Annotated in this window: 15 protein-coding genes; 13 read left to right on the top strand and 2 right to left on the bottom strand. The window is 67.0% G+C overall.

Translation table 11 applies throughout. From position 1 onward, the window contains the following. The first annotated feature begins 137 nt into the window (after positions 1–137). From OHA70_RS24490 to OHA70_RS24460, 7 genes are read left to right on the top strand one after another with little or no spacing between them, the layout of a single operon-like run. Positions 138–725 (top strand): sigma-70 family RNA polymerase sigma factor, encoded by a 588-nt coding sequence (locus tag OHA70_RS24490; RefSeq protein WP_328321483.1) that lies wholly within the window; start codon positions 138–140, stop codon positions 723–725. After that, positions 722–2,002 carry an extracellular solute-binding protein gene (locus OHA70_RS24485; RefSeq protein ID WP_328321481.1) on the top strand — a complete coding sequence of 427 codons (1,281 nt, stop codon included), beginning with the start codon at positions 722–724 and terminating at the stop codon, positions 2,000–2,002. Before OHA70_RS24490 ends, OHA70_RS24485 begins: the two co-directional genes overlap by 4 nt. Continuing rightward, positions 1,999–2,895, top strand: a complete 897-nt coding sequence (locus OHA70_RS24480) for a carbohydrate ABC transporter permease (protein WP_328321479.1) — start codon at positions 1,999–2,001, stop codon at positions 2,893–2,895. The genes OHA70_RS24485 and OHA70_RS24480 overlap by 4 nt, the downstream gene beginning before the upstream one ends. Further along, positions 2,895–3,713 carry a carbohydrate ABC transporter permease gene (locus tag OHA70_RS24475; RefSeq protein ID WP_328321477.1) on the top strand — a complete coding sequence of 273 codons (819 nt, stop codon included), beginning with the start codon at positions 2,895–2,897 and terminating at the stop codon, positions 3,711–3,713. The genes OHA70_RS24480 and OHA70_RS24475 overlap by 1 nt, the downstream gene beginning before the upstream one ends. A 5-nt stretch (positions 3,714–3,718) precedes the next feature. Continuing rightward, positions 3,719–4,774: a glycoside hydrolase family 130 protein gene (locus tag OHA70_RS24470; RefSeq protein WP_328321475.1), complete on the top strand. Its 1,056-nt coding sequence runs from the start codon at positions 3,719–3,721 to the stop codon at positions 4,772–4,774. A gap of 3 nt (positions 4,775–4,777) precedes the next feature. Next, complete coding sequence (locus OHA70_RS24465) at positions 4,778–6,136, top strand: phosphomannomutase/phosphoglucomutase (protein ID WP_328321473.1); 1,359 nt, start codon at positions 4,778–4,780, stop codon at positions 6,134–6,136. 5 nt (positions 6,137–6,141) lie between these two features. Next, positions 6,142–7,047, top strand: coding sequence for a carbamate kinase (locus tag OHA70_RS24460; RefSeq protein WP_328321471.1), 906 nt, complete (start codon positions 6,142–6,144; stop codon positions 7,045–7,047). 21 nt (positions 7,048–7,068) lie between these two features. Here the strand turns inward: OHA70_RS24460 and OHA70_RS24455 are convergent, their stop codons facing one another. Further along, positions 7,069–7,962: a LysR family transcriptional regulator gene (locus OHA70_RS24455; RefSeq protein WP_328321468.1), complete on the bottom strand. Its 894-nt coding sequence runs from the start codon at positions 7,960–7,962 to the stop codon at positions 7,069–7,071. Positions 7,963–8,046: 84 nt separating this feature from the next. Here OHA70_RS24455 and OHA70_RS24450 point away from each other — a divergent pair, with 84 nt between their 5' ends. Beyond that, the gene (locus OHA70_RS24450) at positions 8,047–8,469 is read left to right on the top strand and encodes a PPOX class F420-dependent oxidoreductase (protein WP_328321466.1); all 423 of its coding nucleotides are present in this window, start codon (positions 8,047–8,049) and stop codon (positions 8,467–8,469) included. 399 nt (positions 8,470–8,868) lie between these two features. Continuing rightward, positions 8,869–10,056, top strand: a complete 1,188-nt coding sequence (locus tag OHA70_RS24445) for a hypothetical protein (RefSeq protein WP_328321464.1) — start codon at positions 8,869–8,871, stop codon at positions 10,054–10,056. Between the two features lie 3 nt (positions 10,057–10,059). Here OHA70_RS24445 and OHA70_RS24440 read toward each other — a convergent pair whose 3' ends face one another. Beyond that, positions 10,060–11,280 carry a helix-turn-helix transcriptional regulator gene (locus tag OHA70_RS24440; protein ID WP_328321462.1) on the bottom strand — a complete coding sequence of 407 codons (1,221 nt, stop codon included), beginning with the start codon at positions 11,278–11,280 and terminating at the stop codon, positions 10,060–10,062. Between the two features lie 217 nt (positions 11,281–11,497). On the opposite strand from OHA70_RS24440, the gene OHA70_RS24435 reads away from it, so the two are divergent. From OHA70_RS24435 to OHA70_RS24420, 4 genes are all read left to right on the top strand, one after another. After that, on the top strand, positions 11,498–11,824 hold the full coding sequence (locus tag OHA70_RS24435; RefSeq protein WP_328321460.1) for a PadR family transcriptional regulator: 327 nt from the start codon (positions 11,498–11,500) through the stop codon (positions 11,822–11,824). Then, positions 11,821–12,177: a DUF1048 domain-containing protein gene (locus OHA70_RS24430; RefSeq protein WP_328321458.1), complete on the top strand. Its 357-nt coding sequence runs from the start codon at positions 11,821–11,823 to the stop codon at positions 12,175–12,177. The genes OHA70_RS24435 and OHA70_RS24430 overlap by 4 nt, the downstream gene beginning before the upstream one ends. Position 12,178: 1 nt before the next feature. Further along, positions 12,179–12,496 (top strand): DUF1048 domain-containing protein, encoded by a 318-nt coding sequence (locus OHA70_RS24425; protein ID WP_328321456.1) that lies wholly within the window; start codon positions 12,179–12,181, stop codon positions 12,494–12,496. A 150-nt stretch (positions 12,497–12,646) separates the two neighbouring features. After that, positions 12,647–15,547: a M36 family metallopeptidase gene (locus OHA70_RS24420; RefSeq protein WP_328321454.1), complete on the top strand. Its 2,901-nt coding sequence runs from the start codon at positions 12,647–12,649 to the stop codon at positions 15,545–15,547. Positions 15,548–16,321: the final 774 nt, after the last annotated feature.

Genomic DNA, 16,321 nt, shown 5'->3' with positions numbered 1-16,321 from the left:
AGAACCGCCCGCGCGTCTGTCATTCGACTACGGAAACCCCTGGCCGTACTGGGCCGGGCCGACCAGGGATCTTCCCTGGGGCGAACAGCGGCCGGCCGCCGCACTGTCGAGTGCATACCGAGCGAAAGGAGCTGGTGATGGACGGCTCGCAGACATCGGCCTGGGACGAGATCGTCCGCACGCACTCGGCGCGGGTCTACCACTTCGCCTACCGGCTGACCGGTAACCGGTACGACGCCGAGGACCTCAGCCACGACGTCTTCGTGCGCGTCTTCCGCTATCTCCACACCTACCGGCCGAACACGTTCGAAGGCTGGCTGTACCGGATCACCGTGAACCTGTTCTTCGACCAGATCCGGCACCGCCGGCGGATCAGGTTCGGCGAGCTGTCCAGCGACCTCGACGGCCGGCTGCCTACCCGGGAGCCCGGCCCCGCGCAGACCTTCGCCGCGCGCAGCCTCGACCACGACGTCCAGACGGCACTGGGCAAGCTCGACCCGCGGCTGCGGGCCGCCGTCGTGCTGCGCGACATCGAGGCCTTCTCCTACAAGGAGATCGCCGCGCTGCTCGGGGTCGAGGTCGGCACGGTCGGCAGCCGGGTGCACCGCGGCCGAGCGCACCTGCGGGTGTCGCTCGCGCACCGCGCGCCCTGTCACAAAGCCACTGCCGGCGCGGACATCTCATCGGGTGGGCCACTCGCACCGATCTCGTTGGAGGAACCATGAGGCGAACCATCACCGCCGCGGCGCTCGTCGTGGCCCTGGCCGCGATCACCGCGTGTGGCAACGGCGATACCGGGAGTTCGGGCGCCACCGCCCGCGGGCCGATCACGGTCTGGTACTCGAACAACGCCGAAGAAGTTGCCTGGGGCAAGCAGATGGTGGCCGCCTGGAACGCCGGTCATCCGGACCAGAAGGTCACCGCGCAGGAGATCCCGACCGGTAAGAGCTCCGAAGAGGTGATCGGCGCCGCGATCACGGCCGGCAACGCGCCCTGCCTGATCTTCAACACGTCACCGGCTTCGGTCTCGCAGTTCCAGAAGCAAGGTGGCCTGGTCGCGCTCGACGACTTCCCGGACGGCAAGTCGTACGTCGAAGACCGCTCCGGCGACGTGGCCCAGCAGTACAAGTCGCCCGACGGCAAGTACTACCAGCTGCCATGGAAGGCGAACCCGGTGATGATCTTCTACAACAAGAAGGCCTTCGCCAAGGCGGGTATCGACACGGCCAAGCCGCCGCTGTCGACGTACGACGAGTTCCTCGCCACCTCTCGCAAGCTGGTCTCCTCGAAGGCCGCGAAGTTCGCGATCTACCCGGCGCCGAGCAACGAGTTCTATCAGTCCTGGTTCGACTTCTACCCGTTGTACGCGGCCGAGACCGGCGGCAAGCAGCTGGTCGAGAACGGCCACGCGACGTTCGCCTCGGACCAGGGCACGGAGGTCGCGCGGTTCTGGCGGACCCTGTACGCCGGCAAGCTCGCGTCGCAGGAGAAGTACACCGGCGACTCGTTCGTCGACGGCACCGCGGCGATGGCGATCGTGGGTCCCTGGGCCATCGCGACGTACCAGGGAAAGATCGACTGGGGTGTGGTCCCGGTGCCGACGTCGACCGGTAAGTCTCTCGCCGAGACCTACACCTTCAGCGACGCGAAGAACGTCGCGATGTACTCCGCCTGCGCCAACCGCGGAACGGCCTGGGACGTCCTGAAGTTCGCGACCGGCAAGGACCAGGACGGCAAGTTCCTGGCTGCCACCGGACAGATCCCGCTGCGCAAGGACGTCACCACCGAGTTCGCCGGGTACTTCGCCAAGAACCCGGACTACCGGGTGTTCGCCGATCAGGCGTCCCGTACGGTCGGAGTACCGAACGTTCCGAACTCGATCACCATCTGGCAGACCTTCCGCGACGCCTACTCCCGATCGGTGATCTTCGGCCGGCAGGACCCCGCCCAGGCACTCGGCGCCGCGGCCCAGAAGGTCGACCAACTGGTGTCCCGGCCATGACCATCACGACGCTCGGCCGCCTCGCCGGCAAGCAGCCGATCGGAGCCGCCCTGGTCGCGCCGTACGTCGTGTTCCTGCTCGCCGTCTTCGCCTACCCGCTAGGGTTCGCCGTCTACATCTCGTTCCACGACTACTTCTTCGCGGCACCCGGGGCGGACGTCAGCCGCCCGTTCGTCGGGTTCGACAACTACGTCACCGTACTGTCGGACCCGGCGGTCCGGCGGGCCTTCGGCAACGTCGTGGTGTTCCTGGTCATCAACGTGCCGCTGACCGTCATCCTCTCGCTGGTACTCGCGAACGCGCTGAACGCCGCCGTCCGCTGGCGCACGTTCTTCCGGGTCAGCTACTACGTGCCGTACGTGAGCGCCAGCGTCGCAGTGGTCGGGGTCTGGCTGTTCCTGTTCAACTCCAACGGGCTGGTCAACTCAGTGCTCGGTCCACTGGCTCCGAGCCCTTCTTGGCTGGTGAACTCCGGACTCGCCATGCCGACCGTCGCCATCTACGTCACCTGGAAGCAACTCGGGTTCTTCATCCTGCTCTATCTCGCCGCCCTGCAAAACGTCTCCGCCGACCTCTACGAGGCTGCCGAGATGGACGGCGCCAATCGCCTGCAGCGGTTCAGGAACGTCACCGTGCCCGGTGTCCGACCGGCGACCACCCTGGTCGTCCTCGTCTCCACCGTGACCGGCGCGAACCTGTTCACCGAGCCCTACCTGCTCACCGGCGGCGGTGGACCCGACGGCGCCTCCGCGTCCCCGGTCCTGATCATGTACCAGCGCGGAATCGAGCAAGGCAACCCGGACGTCGGCTCCGCGATCGGCGTCCTGCTCATCATCGGCGTCCTGCTGCTCGCGCTGGTCGAACGACGCATCGTCGGAAGGGACGAGGACTGATGAAGGTCAAGTTCGCCGCACTGCTGATCGGCTCGTTCGTCTTCCTCTTCCCCTTCTACTACATGCTGATCGGCAGCCTGCAGACCGAACCGGATCCGGCCATCACCGGCGCGTTCCCGGCGCCGGGCAACCTGACCGGTCACAACTACAGCGAGATCGACCACGCCATCAACCTCGGCCGCTCGCTGGTCAACTCCGGCGTCTTCACCGGCGGCGTGATCATCGGAACCCTGGTCTTCGGCGTACTCGCCGGCTACGCCCTGGCCCGGCTGCGGTTCCGCGGCCGCGGGCTGGTGTTCAACCTGATGCTGCTCATCCAGGTCGTCCCCTTCCAACTGCTGACGATCCCGCTCTACGTGCTGATCGTCCGCAGCTACGGCCTCGCCGACACCTACCTCGGCATGATCCTGCCCTTCGCGGTCAACTCCACCGCGGTCTTCGTCTTCCGGCAGTACTTCCTGCAGCTGCCGGCCGAGTTGTTCGAGGCGGCCCACATCGACGGGGCGTCCGAGCTCGGCATTCTCTGGCGGGTGGCGGTCCCGCTGGTCCGGCCTGCCCTGCTCACCGGCGTACTGCTCACCTTCATCGGCCCGTGGAACGAGTTCCTCTGGCCGTTCCTGATCACCAAACAACAAGATCTGCAGCCACTCGCGGTCTCACTGTCGAACTACCTCACCACCGTCTCCGCCAGGGCCGCCAACCCGTTCGGCGCCGTACTCGCCGGAGCGTGCGTACTGGCCGCGCCGGCCGTCGGCCTGTTCGTAATCTTCCAGCGTCAGTTCATCTCCCAGGGCCTAGAGTCCGGAATCAAAGGGTGACCGCCATGACCATTCCCTACACCCTCACCCGGGCCGGCGTGCTGATGAGCCCCGAGCCGGGCAACGAGTTCGAAGTCGAAGGAGTGCTCAACCCCGCGACCGGCCACACCCCAGACGGAACCCTGTACCTGCTTCCCCGACTGGTTGCTGCAGGCAACGTCTCCCGGGTCGGCCTGGCCCGGGTGGTGCTGGACGACGGCGTACCGGTCCGTGTCGAGCGCGAGGGCGTCGTGCTCGCACCGGACGAGGGTTGGGAGCGCGGTAAGAACAACGCCGGCGTGGAGGACCCCCGGGTGACCTACCTGGCGACGCTCGGCCTGCACGTGATGGCGTACATCGCCTACGGCCCGCTCGGCCCGAAACCGGCACTGGCGGTCTCGTCGAACCTGCGCGACTGGCGCCGGCTCGGCCCGTTGCACTTCGAGTACCAGCCCTTGCTGGACACCGATCTGAACCTGTTCCCGAACAAGGACACGGTGTTCTTCCCCCGGCCGGTGCCCGGGCCGGACGGTGAGCCGTCGTACGCGATGCTGCACCGGCCGATGTGGGACCTGGGCTGGTTCCGGGAGGGCGAAGGGGTCCATCTGCCGGCCGGGGTCACCGACCAGCGACCGGGTATCTGGGTGTCCTTCACCCCGGTCGCCGCCGTCGAGAGTGACCTCGGCAACCTGACGCGGTTGCGGCATCATCGGCTCGTCGCGTTACCGGAGTACCCGTTCGAGGAACTGAAGATCGGCGCCGGACCGCCGCCGCTGTGGACGCCGGACGGCTGGCTGGTGATCCATCACGGCGTCACCGGCGAGCAACCGGCAGGCTTCGATCCGACGACCCAACGGGTCACCTACTCGGCAGGCGCGCTGCTGCTCGACCTGGACGACGTCACCAAGATCATCGACCGGACGAGTGAGCCGCTGCTGGCGCCGGAGACCGACGACGAGCGGGTCGGCACCGTCGCGAACGTGGTCTTCCCCACCGCGGTCGAGGAGATCGACGGCGTCCGCTACGTGTTCTACGGAATGGCGGACGCCAGGATCGGCGTCGCCCGACTGGACAAGGTGTGAGCCATGCACGACCTCAGCACGCTGATCAAGGCCTATGACATCCGCGGTACCGTCCCCGACCAACTCGACGACGACCTCGCCTTCCAGGTCGGCGCCGCCTTCGCGCACCACCTCGGCGCGACCCTCCTTGCCGTCGGCCATGACATGCGGGTGTCCTCCCCGTCGTTGGCGGCGGCGTTCTCGGCCGGCGTGGCCAGCCGCGGGGCCGACGTACTCGCGATCGGTTTCGTCTCGACCGACCTGCTGTACTTCGCCTCGGGCAGCCAGAACATCCCCGGAGCGATGATCACGGCCAGCCACAACCCACCGGCGTACAACGGCATCAAACTGTGCCGCCCCGGAGCCGCGCCGGTCGGCCAGGACACCGGGCTGCGGGAGATCAGGGCGCTGCTCGAGACCGGTCTGCCCGAGTACGACGGAGTACCGGGCCGGATCAGGTCCGAGGACCTGCTGCCGTCGTACGCCGGGTACCTGCGCCGGCTGGTCGACCTCGACGGCAGCCGGCCCCTCAAGATCGTGATCGACGCCGGCAACGGAATGGCCGGCCGGATCGTGCCGGTGGTACTCGAACACCCCGCGTTCGACCTGGTCCAGCTGTACTTCGAGCTCGACGGGACCTTCCCGCACCACGTCGCCAATCCGATGGACCCGGCGAACCTCGAGGATCTCCGGATCGCCGTCCGGCTGCACGGCGCCGACCTCGGGCTCGCCTTCGACGGCGACGCGGATCGCTGCTTCTTCGTCGACGAAGAAGGCGACCGGGTCAGCCCCAGCGCCGTGGTCAGCCTGATCGCGACCCGCGAACTGGCCAGGCGCCCGGGTGCCGCCATCGTCTACAACGCGATCACCAGCAAAGCGGTCCCCGAGCAGGTCACCGAGCACGGCGGCCGGCCGATCCGTACCCGGGTCGGGCACTCGTTCGTCAAGCAGGTGATGGCGGACAACAACGCCGTCTTCGGCGGCGAACACTCCGGCCACTACTACTTCCAGGACTTCTGGAACGCCGACAGCGGCATGCTCGCGGCCCTGCACGTCATCGAAGCGCTCGGTCAGTCGGCGCAGCCGCTCTCCGCGCTGATGCGGGAGTTCTCGAGGTACGTCGCCAGCGGTGAGATCAACCTGACCCTTGAAGACGTCCCCGCCGCTCTCACCCTTGTCGAGAACCACTACCGCGATGTTGCCGCGGACCACCTCGACGGCCTGACCATCACCTTGCCCGGCCGCGGCTGGTTCAACCTGCGTCCGTCGAACACCGAGCCGCTGCTCCGTCTCAACGTCGAGGCGGCCGACCACGCAACCATGGCGCAGGTCCGCGACGAGGTACTCGACCTACTCGGCCAACACGTCAGTACTGGTCGCTGACAGGCATGCGCATCGTGATCGCACTCGGCGGCAACGCCCTACTGCGCCGCGGTGAGCCACCCGACGCCGCCGTCCAACTCGCGCATCTCGAAGCGGCCGCGCCGGCACTCGCGAAGATCGCCGCCGACCACGAGGTGGTGATCGTCCACGGCAACGGCCCGCAGGTCGGGCTGCTGGCGTTGGAAAGCCTGGCGGATCACGCCCTGTCCCGCTCGTATCCGCTCAGCGACCTCGTCGCGGAGACCCAGGGAATGATCGGGTACTGGATCCAGCAGACCCTCGCCAACGCCGGCCTGACCAAGCCGGTCATCACCCTCGTCACCCAGACTGTTGTCGACAGCAACGACCCTGCTTTCGCCGAACCCAGCAAATTCATCGGCGCCGGCTATCCCGAAGCCGAGGCCCGCAAGCTGGCCGGACAGAACTCTTGGACCGTCCACCAGGACGGCAACTCCTGGCGCCGCGTCGTCGCCTCCCCGAGTCCCCGACGCGTCGTAGAACTCGAAACCGCGCAGACCCTTCTACAGCACCGGACGACCGTCGTCCTCGCCGGTGGCGGGGGAATCCCCGTCACAGAGGGCCCATCCGGCCGTCACGGCATCGACGCGGTAGTCGACAAGGACCTCACCGCCGCCCTGATCGCCACCGATCTCAAAGCCGACCTCCTGGTCATGCTCACCGATGTGAAGGCCGTCTTCCTCGACTTCGGCACCCCGTCCGAGCGGCCGCTCCACCACATCACCCTCGCGGACCTGACCGACCTGACTTTCCCACCAGGCTCCATGGGCCCCAAGGTGGCTGCCGCCCGCCAATTCGTCCAGGACACCCATGGCCGAGCCGCCATCGGCTCACTCGACGACGCAACCACAGTCATCGCCGGCAGTACCGGCACCCAACTCACAGCGGCGTAACCCCGCGGCAACGGCGCCGAACTAGATCTGGGCGGCGAGCTCCTCGGCGGCTTCGATGGCGATTTCGATGGCTCGGGTTGCGAGTGGGGAGTGGGTGCGTTCGGCCGGCCAGTGGAGGTACATCTCGCGGGTGGGCGACGGTTGTAGCTGGTGGAGGGTGAGGCGGTCGTCGGACGCTGCGTCGGAGCCATGGAGGGCCAGCCATGGGAGGACTGCTGAGCCGATGCCGGCTCGGACCATCGACAGGATGGTTTCGTGGCCGCTGGTTCGGAAGACGATGCGTGGTCTGGCGCCGTACTTGGTAAGCGTTCGCTCCAGCCATCGCTGGTGGTAGGTGGGTGGCCAGGCGACCATCGGAGCGTCGTCGAGCAGCTCCACCCGTACCGGGCCTTGAGGGAACGCGTTGGCCGCTGCCACTAGGAGGTACGGCTCGTCGAGTAGCTTGACGTGTTCGACGTCGCCTTCGATCCGGCCGTCGTGGAACAGCAGGTCGAGATCACCGATCTTCGGATCCTCGGGTTCGACCTCGGACAGCCGGATGTCGCAGCCAGGGTGCTCGTCCAGCAACTGACGAACGACGGCCGGCAGGATCAGGTTGGACACGCTCTGGAAGGTGCCGATGTCGATCCGGCCGCTGCCTGCACGGAACCGATCGACCGCGTCGGTCAGCGCCTCCGATCGCGTCAGCAACTCACGGCCGTGGCTCAGCACCACCTCGCCAAGCGGTGTGAGCCGCACCGGCCTCGGCCCACCGGGTCGATCGAAAACGGCGCCGCCAAGCGCCCGCTCCAGCGCCGCGATCTGCTGACTCACCGACGACTGGGTGTAGCCCAGCCGCACAGCCGCTCGCCCGAACGTTCCTTCCTCGGCGATGGCAGCCATAGCCCGCAGATGCCGCAACTCAAGATCAACCACGGATTGAACCATAGTCGATCCTGATCATCTTGATCAGAAACAATCGCTTTTCATGATCGGTCGATCGAACCTACCGTCATTGGCATGACCACAATGACCGACACCGAATGGCGATCCTTCGTCACCGAAGGCACCAGACTCGCCCACCTGTCCGTGACCCGGGCCGACGGCCGCCCCCACGTCACTCCGGTCTGCTTCGTCCTCGACGGCAACGAACTCGCCTTCGCCCTCTCCCCCGGCAGCGTCAAAGGCAAAAGCCTCACCCGCGACGGCCGGGTAGCAGTCTGCATCAGCGACACCAACCAGCCCTACAGCTTCGTCACCCTCGAAGGCCAAGCCCGAACCTCCGCCGACCCAGCCCACATCACCCACGTCGCCAAGGGCATCGCCGACCGCTACTACCCCACCCACCCAGCAGACGCCCTAGCCGAAACCTTCGTAGAACAAGGCTTCACCGCAGTCCACATCACCATCACCAACGTCATAGCCCAATCCAACCTCGGCTAACAGCTCCTTCTATAGGACAAGTCCATCGGCCCAGGCGATGCCAGACCCACCCCGGAGGTCGGGTGGTGAGGGACCTGGCGACCGTCTACCCGAACGGCGTGCGACACCGGCCGGACCATGAGGTTTGCGCCGCAATGGTCACCAACCCGCAGCCACCCGCAACGCCGGGCTCCCACCGCCTTCACCAAGCGGGTGACGAAGGACCCGCGCCCAGGGTGGGCGGGAGCAAGCGAACGCGGACGCGACGAAGGAGCGGACGGCGGAGCCGGCGTGGGGTCACCAGCCTTAAGCGGGACATCTGCCGCATCGGTACCTCCGTAGGGTTTGGGGAGTTGCGTTGACACCTGCGAGCGGGGGTCCTCATGGTGGGCGGACCGCCCCCAACCGTGAGGATCGCTCATGCGTAAGTCACCTGGTCGTGCTCGTTTCGCTGGTGCTGGTATCGCCGCTGTCGCCCTGCTGGCCGCCTTCACTGCAGTACCGTCCGAGGCTTCCGAGCCATCCACCAACAGCCCGGACGAATCGAGAGGCACTGCCAAGGCACTCACCGCCGCGGATCGGCAGATGTTGGCGCAACGGCCGTTGATCGAGGCCGCCGAGCAGCTGGCCGTCGTCGCGGAATCGCCTGCGCTGCAAGGGTTTGCGGGCATTGTGCTCGCCGACGACGCCGTGGTGCTCTGGTGGAAGGGCACGCCGCCGGCGCGGGTCCAGCAGGCCGTGTCGTCCGCCGGGAAGATAGCGCCGGTACGGATCGCAGGCGCCGTCCATTCCAAGAGCGAGCTCGACCAGGCTGCCCGGTCCATCGCGAGCTGGCAGCAACAGAACCCGGGCGCCGGGGTCGACGCGGTGAAGAACCCGGGCGACGGTAGCGGCCTCGTACTGAGCGTCAGCCCATCGCATCGCGCGGCGGCCGATCTCGGCCAGACCTTGCGGCGGCGTACCGGCGTACCGGTCCGTGTTGTCGCGGAGGAGCCATTGAAGCCGATGTCCCGCGGGGACGACTGGTCGCCGTGGATCGGTGGAGCGCGGCTCTGGAACCAGTCGGCCGGAGCCATCTGCACGACCGGCTTCGGTGTGCGGGACGGCCAGTACCGGCCGTACATCCTCACCGCCGCGCACTGTGGCCAGTCGGGTCAGCAGTTCGCCGACGGGCAGGGCGAGTACATCGGGAACATGGGCCCGCGCAACCAGGACCACGACATCGCGCTGATCCCGACCAACAACGTCGACCCGCAGCTGTACGTCGGCGACGGGAACAGCGGCCTGGTCGAGAACGTCCCGTACTGGGGTCACGTCTTCGTCGGCCAGTACCTGTGCCAGAGCGGCATCACCAGCGCGGCGGCCACCGGCGGACCGGTCTGCAACATCAAGGTGCTGTTCTTCTACAACGATCGCGAGGACCTGGTCGAGGGCGAGCAGATGAACGGCCAGGACGCGGCCCGCGGCGGCGACTCCGGCGGTCCCGTCTACTCGCGCGGCGACGCCGGCCTGATCGCCAACGGCACCGTCACCCGCGGCGCCGGCCCGCGGATCGGCTTCCAGGACTTCGCCACCGCCAACCGGGACTTCGGCGTCAGCATGTCCTGAATCTCAAGCGCCTTCACCTTCACTGAGCAGCTGGGTCAAGTCGTGGCGGCCGGTGAGCCCGAGTTTGCGATAGACGCCGGACAGGTGGAACTCCACCGTCCGGCGAGCCAGGAAGAGCTGTTTCGCGATCTCCGGGTTCGACAAGCCGGCCGCCACCAACCGCGCCACCTTCCGCTCCTGCGCCGTCAGGCCGCCGAGTGTGCCGAGCGATGGCCCTGCGAGTGCCCGCGCCCGCTCCCCCAGCGGCCGGGCACCGCAGTCGTCCGCAAGCTGAATCGCCCGAAGCAGATGACAATCGGCGGCGCCTTTGTGCAAAACCTTGCCCAGTTCGTACTGGGCAAAGGCCTCATCCAGAAGCTGCCCCGCATCCTGCAACCTACTGACGGCCTCCACCAGCAGCGACTCCCGTTCACACCTGGGCCGCGTCAACGCCACCACGTACCGCGCGAACCCGATCGCACCGTCGGTCCCAACAAGCAACGCCCGCTCAAGATTCTCCTCCGCGAGCCGACCAGCCTCCGCCGACCGCCCCAACCGCAGCAGAGTCTCCACAGCAGCAGGCCGCCACCGAATCACCTCAGAGCTGTCCACCCCAGCCTCGGCCAGCAACTCACCACATTCCAGGTACGTCCGTACCGCCGCCCCGAACTGCTCCACACCCACCTGCGCCGCCCCACGAGCCATCAACCCCTCCGGCGTCGCCTGCCCCGCGTCGCAGAGCGGCACCCCCCCTCGTCCCTTCACCTTCGGCACGGTCCTTGTGCCGGCCAACCTCGCCACCTCGGCCAAACCCCAGACCATCCGCAGCGCTAACGGCCTGTCCTGCAAAACCATTGCCTTCCGCAACAATATCCGCAGCACGGTCGCCGCCGTCCGCAGATCGCCTTTCCTCTGAAGGATCCGGACCTGCAGCAGATCCATCTCGACCAGCGCCCACTCGCTGCCCTGAGCTGCAACCCTTTTCCGCACCGCCAGCACAGCCGAATGCGCCCGCGCCGGAATCCCCACCACCGAGAGCGTGAACAAGGCGTGCCAACACACCTCGAACGCCCGCACCGGATCCGCCTCAGCCAGCACGATGTCCGCATCGCGTAGCGCCTGACCCGCATCGCCGCCGGTCAGCGTCACGAAAGCGGACCGCCCGGCTCGCAAGGCAAGCCCCAACCGCACGTCAATCGCAGCGGAGTCGTCCACCCATCCGGAACGCGGAAACCCTGCCGGCATCTCGAACACCATCTCCCCAGAAGACGATCGCCCGAAATCCCTCTCACTCTGCCCCCGCGCTCCCCGCCGGAAACGTTTCCTGTCCTGATCCGGCCACTTCCGAATCCACTCCCGCGAACAGGACCGGACAGTCAGTCGGCCTAGTTTCTACTACTTAGTGGTACCGTATAGTGGTACTCAGTGCCACTGAGTACTGACGGGACGAAGAGGACCTGCGATGGATGACCTGACGGAGATGCTGAAGGGCACGCTCGAGGGCTGTGTGCTCGAGATCATCGGCAGCGAAGAGACCTACGGGTACGCCATCACGCGTCAGCTGAACGAGCTCGGCTTCGCCGACGTCGTCGAGGGGACGGTCTACACCATCCTGCTGCGGCTGGAGAAGAACGGGCTCGTACAGGTGACGAAACGGCCGTCCGGACAGGGTCCGGCCCGCAAGTTCTATGCGCTCAACGACGCCGGGCGCGAGGAACTCGCGACGTTCTGGGCGAAGTGGGAGTACGTCACATCACGGATCGAGAAGCTCAAGGAGGGCGGGAGATGAACTTCTGGGAGACCATCACCGGCAGCGATCTCAGCAGGGAATGGAAGACGTTCGAAGCCAGGGCCGAAGCCTTGCCGGCCGACTACCGGGCGGCCTGGGACGAGATCAAGACTCACCTCTCGCCCTACTCGGACTTCACCGGCCGCAACCTGCTGCCGATCCTCGACGGCGCACTGGGGCTGCTCGAGGAGACAGCCGCCGAAGGGCAAAGCATCTACCAGGTGGTGGGTGACGACATCGTGGGCTTCAGCGCGGCGCTGGCCGGCGGCGAAGGCGCCCGGACCTACCGCGACAAGTGGCGCGAGCAGTTGAACAGGAACGTCGCCAAGAAGCTGGCCAAGCTAGGAGACTGACGTGGGAATCCGAGACATCATCGACGGCAAGAAGCAATGGCGGGCACACCAGGCACGGGTCAAGACGCTCCCGCCGGACTACCAGATCGTCTACCAGGAGATCCAGCGGTACCTCTTCAAGGTCGGCCCCGTCGACCTGGTCGACGGCCACCTGCTCTCAGACCTGGTCGACTTCTTCGAAGAGGGCGCCGCGACCGGCAAGGGAGTCACCGACCTCATCGGCACCGACATCGCCGCCTTCAGCGACGACCTGGTCAAGGACTCCCCCACCTACGCGGACATCTACCAAAAGTCCATCACCACAACGCCCAAGCAGTAGTCGCGGTCGGTAGGGTCCCGCCGTTCTCGCACAGATCTATCACAGGCGAACAGCGCCGGACTGCGCTCTTCACGGCCGGTGGATGCGGGCATATCGTCCGGCCGAGGGGTCTTTTGTGCCCGCCCGCGACAATCTCGACGGAGCGTAGCCATGACGACAGTACGTAAAGGGAGGGGGCTCCTGGCCATCGGCGCGGTGACGACCACCGTTCTCGCGATGACCATGAGCTCAGGGGCGAACGCCGCCGGCTCGCTGCCCAAGGCCGACCCGGGCACATCCGCGGTCCAGGCCGAACCAGGGCAGCGGGAAGCGAAGGGGTTCTACGACGCGCGCACGCCGAGTGCGCGCGCGGCGTACGCGCAGGCCGCCAAGACGATGGCCAAAGAGGGTGCTGCCGCGGAGAAGTTCCGCGACTCGCTGGGGCCGCAGGGCATCGTCTCGGTGGACCCGGCGACCGGTACACCGAAGCAGGTGGCCAAGCTGAACGGGTTCCTCACCGGTCCCAGCAGCAAACCACCGGCCAGGATCGTGCTCGACTACATCCGGGCACACCCGGAGATCTTCCGGCTGTCCGAGAACGACCTCCGGACGCTACGGCTCCGCAAGAACTACCGCGATGTCGAGGGATCCCGGCACCTGTCCTGGGAGCAGGTGGTGAACGGCACCCCGGTCTTCGGTAACGGCATCATCGGGCACGTCACCAAGCGCGGTGAGCTGATCGCCATCATGGGCTCGCCAGTGCCTGGTCTGGCCGGGCTCGCCGCCCGCGCGGCTGCCCTTTCGGTGACCGCGGACGGCGCCCGGCTGGTCGCTGCCAAGGACGTCGGCGGCAAGACTGCGACCACCAGCGTGAAGACCGTCGCCGACGGCAGGAAGTGGGGCAACGGCGACTACGCCAAGCGGGTCTGGTTCTACACACCGGCCGGACTGCGCGCGGGCTGGGCGACGTACACCCAAGCCGGCGGCACACTGATCTACAGCCACGTGATCGACGCGTCGACCGGCAGCGTCCTGTACCGCCGGCCGCTGGTCGACCACGCCAACGGCGACGGCCTGGTGACGGACTACTACCCCGGCGCGGCCAAGGGCGGTACTCAACGGAAGGTCAACTTCTTCAAGGCCGGGTACCTCCAGAAGGGCGCCCAGACGCTCCAGGACGGTACGTCGGTCGACGCATTCGCCGACATCAACGACGATGACCTGGCCGGAGCCGGTGAGACCGTCAAGGTGCCCGGCACGAGGACCACCGCGGAGTACCGGCTGGTGCCGTTTGCCAGCAATCCGCAGTGCTCGGTCGCCTTCGTCTGTACCTGGGACCCGGCGACGGCGAACTCCTGGCGGACGAACCTGAACCAGGACGTGACCCAGGCGTTCTACCTGGCCAGCAAGTTCCACGACTATCTGCAGAAGTCGCCGATCGGGTTCACCCCCGCGGCCGGGAACTTCGAGGCCAAAGGCAGCGACCCGGTGTTGCTGAACGCGATCGACGGCGCCAACACCGCGAACGGACTGCCCGACGGCAACCACGTCGACAACGCGAACATGAACACGCCACCGGACGGCACCTCGCCGACCATGCAGATGTACCTGTTCCACAACCCGGCCAACCCGGCCGATCGGTTCGTGCCGACCAGTTCGGCGAACGACGCCAGCATCCTCTACCACGAGTACACCCACGGCCTGTCCAACCGGCTCGTGGTCGATGCCTCCGGCAACTCCACGCTGAACAGCGTGCAGGCCGGCGGTATGGGCGAGGGCTGGAGCGACTTCTACGCGATGGACAATCTCGTCACGACAGGCCTCCAACGGAACAGCCGGAGCGACGGCGAGGTCAAGGAAGGCACCTACACCGTTGCGGGCGGGCTGTTCCGCAAGGAGGCGATGGACTGCCGGGTCGGTTCGACCGCCCCGACCTGCGTCGCGCTCGACGGCACACCGGGCGGCTACACCTTCGCCGACTTCCCGAACCTCGGCCTGCGCGGGCCGGAGGTGCACGACATCGGCGAGTACTGGGCGCAGGTGCTGTGGGACGTCCGCGAGCGCCTCGGTCATACCAGGACGATCTCGCTGGTGACCCGGGCGATGGAGCTGTCCCCGTCCGACCCGTCCCTGCTGGACATGCGCAACGCGATCCTGCAGGCCGACCAGGTCGTCAACCGCGGCAAGGATGCCGGCGCTCTCTGGCGGATCTTCGCGACGCGCGGCATGGGCTGGTTCGCCGGTGTCGTCGACGCCGGCGACACCGCCCCGGCGGAGGACTTCCACGTACCACCGACCGGTGGCGGCGCCACTCTGCAAGGAACGGTGACGGACAAGCTCACCGGTGCGCCGATACCGAACGCGCTGGTGTTCATCGCCGGCCATGACTCCGGCTACTCGGGCGACTACGCCGACGTGACCGATGCCCAGGGCAAGTACTCGATCGACGGCGTGCTGCCGGGAACGTACCCGAAACTGGTCGTCGCCGGCGGTGCGTACGAGATCCTGAACCAGGCGGTGACCATCGCCGCCGGTGGCTCGACCGTCAACTTCACCCCACGCCGTGACTGGGCGGCCGCCGCGGGTGGCGGCTCGATCACGGCCTTCAACGGCCCGGACTTCGCGCCGGCCTGCACACCGCCGTACGCGATCGACCTGTCCCAGGGCACCGGCTGGGGCAGCACCACCGGCGACAACGCCGGCACTCCGACCAACACTCCCATCCCGAAGTTCATCGTGGTGGCACTTCCGGCGACGGTGAACATCACCACCTTCTCGGTCGACCCGTCACAGACCTGTGGCGACCCAGGCAGCGCGGCCACCGGTGGCTACCGGATCGAGACGTCCGCCGACGGTACGACCTGGGCCACCGCGGCCGAAGGCACCTTCGGCGCAGCCAACCGCCTCCGCTACAACGAGGTCACCCCCACCGCCAACACCACCGGCATCAAGTTCGTCAAGTTCTGGATGCTCAGCCCCCAGATCCCCGACATCACCAACAACTGCCCCGGCCCCTTCGGCGGCTGCCAGTTCATGGACATGATGGAACTGGAGGTCTTCGGCACCCAGTAACCAGCCATTGGGGCCCGGAACCTCGTTGGGTTCCGGGCCCCACCGAGGCGTGGTTACATGGCTGGTCTGGCTCGCCTTCCGGGGGTCCAAAGCCATGCTGGTTGGCGGGCGGCCCTGCGGGATCTCGACCTTCGATCGGGGCGGACGACTTGGTCAAGCCGGGGCAATTTCAGCAGTGCGTCGGCCGTCTCGTCGTCAGGGTTGCTCCGGATATACCGCTGCAGATTCACGCCGACGGCACGGATCCGCGGCCCACGACGCCCGTCCGGCTCGGCGACGTAGGCGATACCGCCACTGTGGTCGAGCCAGCGGATGACATCTTCGATCGAGCTGTCTTCCAACCCACCGTGAGGGTCCGACCACTGAACGCGAGCGATACCGCGCAAGTCATCCCGCTCCTGCGACATAGCGACCGCAGTAACCGTCACTGCCGGATAACTTGCAAGGCTCATCGACTGCCGGCGCCTCCTGGTATACCAACCCTCGCATCTTGACACCCGCCCCCGCCGCCCCGAAAGGGCCAGACCACCCATTGGACCGCTGCCGCCAGGGCCGCCGCCGCCATCTGTGATGCGGGCGGGAGCCGGTGGCAACCGCGACGAAGACCTACCCCTGAGAGCTAGCCATCGAGTCCGCACGCGGCTGATACCGCCGGAAACGTTTCCTGTCCGAATCCGGCCCGGACAACGGAATCCGACGCAATATCTGTGCCGGATCGTTGACGGTTGCCAAACGGCTCATTGTGAGTATCGTCTCTTGCTCGTCGGCATTTCT

The organism is Kribbella sp. NBC_00382 (assembly GCF_036067295.1).
Classification (GTDB): domain Bacteria; phylum Actinomycetota; class Actinomycetes; order Propionibacteriales; family Kribbellaceae; genus Kribbella.
The sequence above is the reverse complement of the archived record's forward strand: the minus strand, read 5'-3'. Positions and strand labels throughout refer to the sequence as shown.

Coding starts and splice junctions, on each gene's coding strand:
- OHA70_RS24475 (WP_328321477.1), top strand. CDS start 2,895: ATGAAGGTCAAGTTCGCCGCACTGCTGATCGGCTCGTTCGTCTTCCTC.
- OHA70_RS24480 (WP_328321479.1), top strand. CDS start 1,999: ATGACCATCACGACGCTCGGCCGCCTCGCCGGCAAGCAGCCGATCGGA.
- OHA70_RS24435 (WP_328321460.1), top strand. CDS start 11,498: ATGGATGACCTGACGGAGATGCTGAAGGGCACGCTCGAGGGCTGTGTG.
- OHA70_RS24460 (WP_328321471.1), top strand. CDS start 6,142: ATGCGCATCGTGATCGCACTCGGCGGCAACGCCCTACTGCGCCGCGGT.
- OHA70_RS24440 (WP_328321462.1), bottom strand. CDS start 11,280: ATGCCGGCAGGGTTTCCGCGTTCCGGATGGGTGGACGACTCCGCTGCG.
- OHA70_RS24470 (WP_328321475.1), top strand. CDS start 3,719: ATGACCATTCCCTACACCCTCACCCGGGCCGGCGTGCTGATGAGCCCC.
- OHA70_RS24420 (WP_328321454.1), top strand. CDS start 12,647: ATGACGACAGTACGTAAAGGGAGGGGGCTCCTGGCCATCGGCGCGGTG.
- OHA70_RS24450 (WP_328321466.1), top strand. CDS start 8,047: ATGACCACAATGACCGACACCGAATGGCGATCCTTCGTCACCGAAGGC.
- OHA70_RS24430 (WP_328321458.1), top strand. CDS start 11,821: ATGAACTTCTGGGAGACCATCACCGGCAGCGATCTCAGCAGGGAATGG.
- OHA70_RS24485 (WP_328321481.1), top strand. CDS start 722: ATGAGGCGAACCATCACCGCCGCGGCGCTCGTCGTGGCCCTGGCCGCG.
- OHA70_RS24490 (WP_328321483.1), top strand. CDS start 138: ATGGACGGCTCGCAGACATCGGCCTGGGACGAGATCGTCCGCACGCAC.
- OHA70_RS24445 (WP_328321464.1), top strand. CDS start 8,869: ATGCGTAAGTCACCTGGTCGTGCTCGTTTCGCTGGTGCTGGTATCGCC.
- OHA70_RS24465 (WP_328321473.1), top strand. CDS start 4,778: ATGCACGACCTCAGCACGCTGATCAAGGCCTATGACATCCGCGGTACC.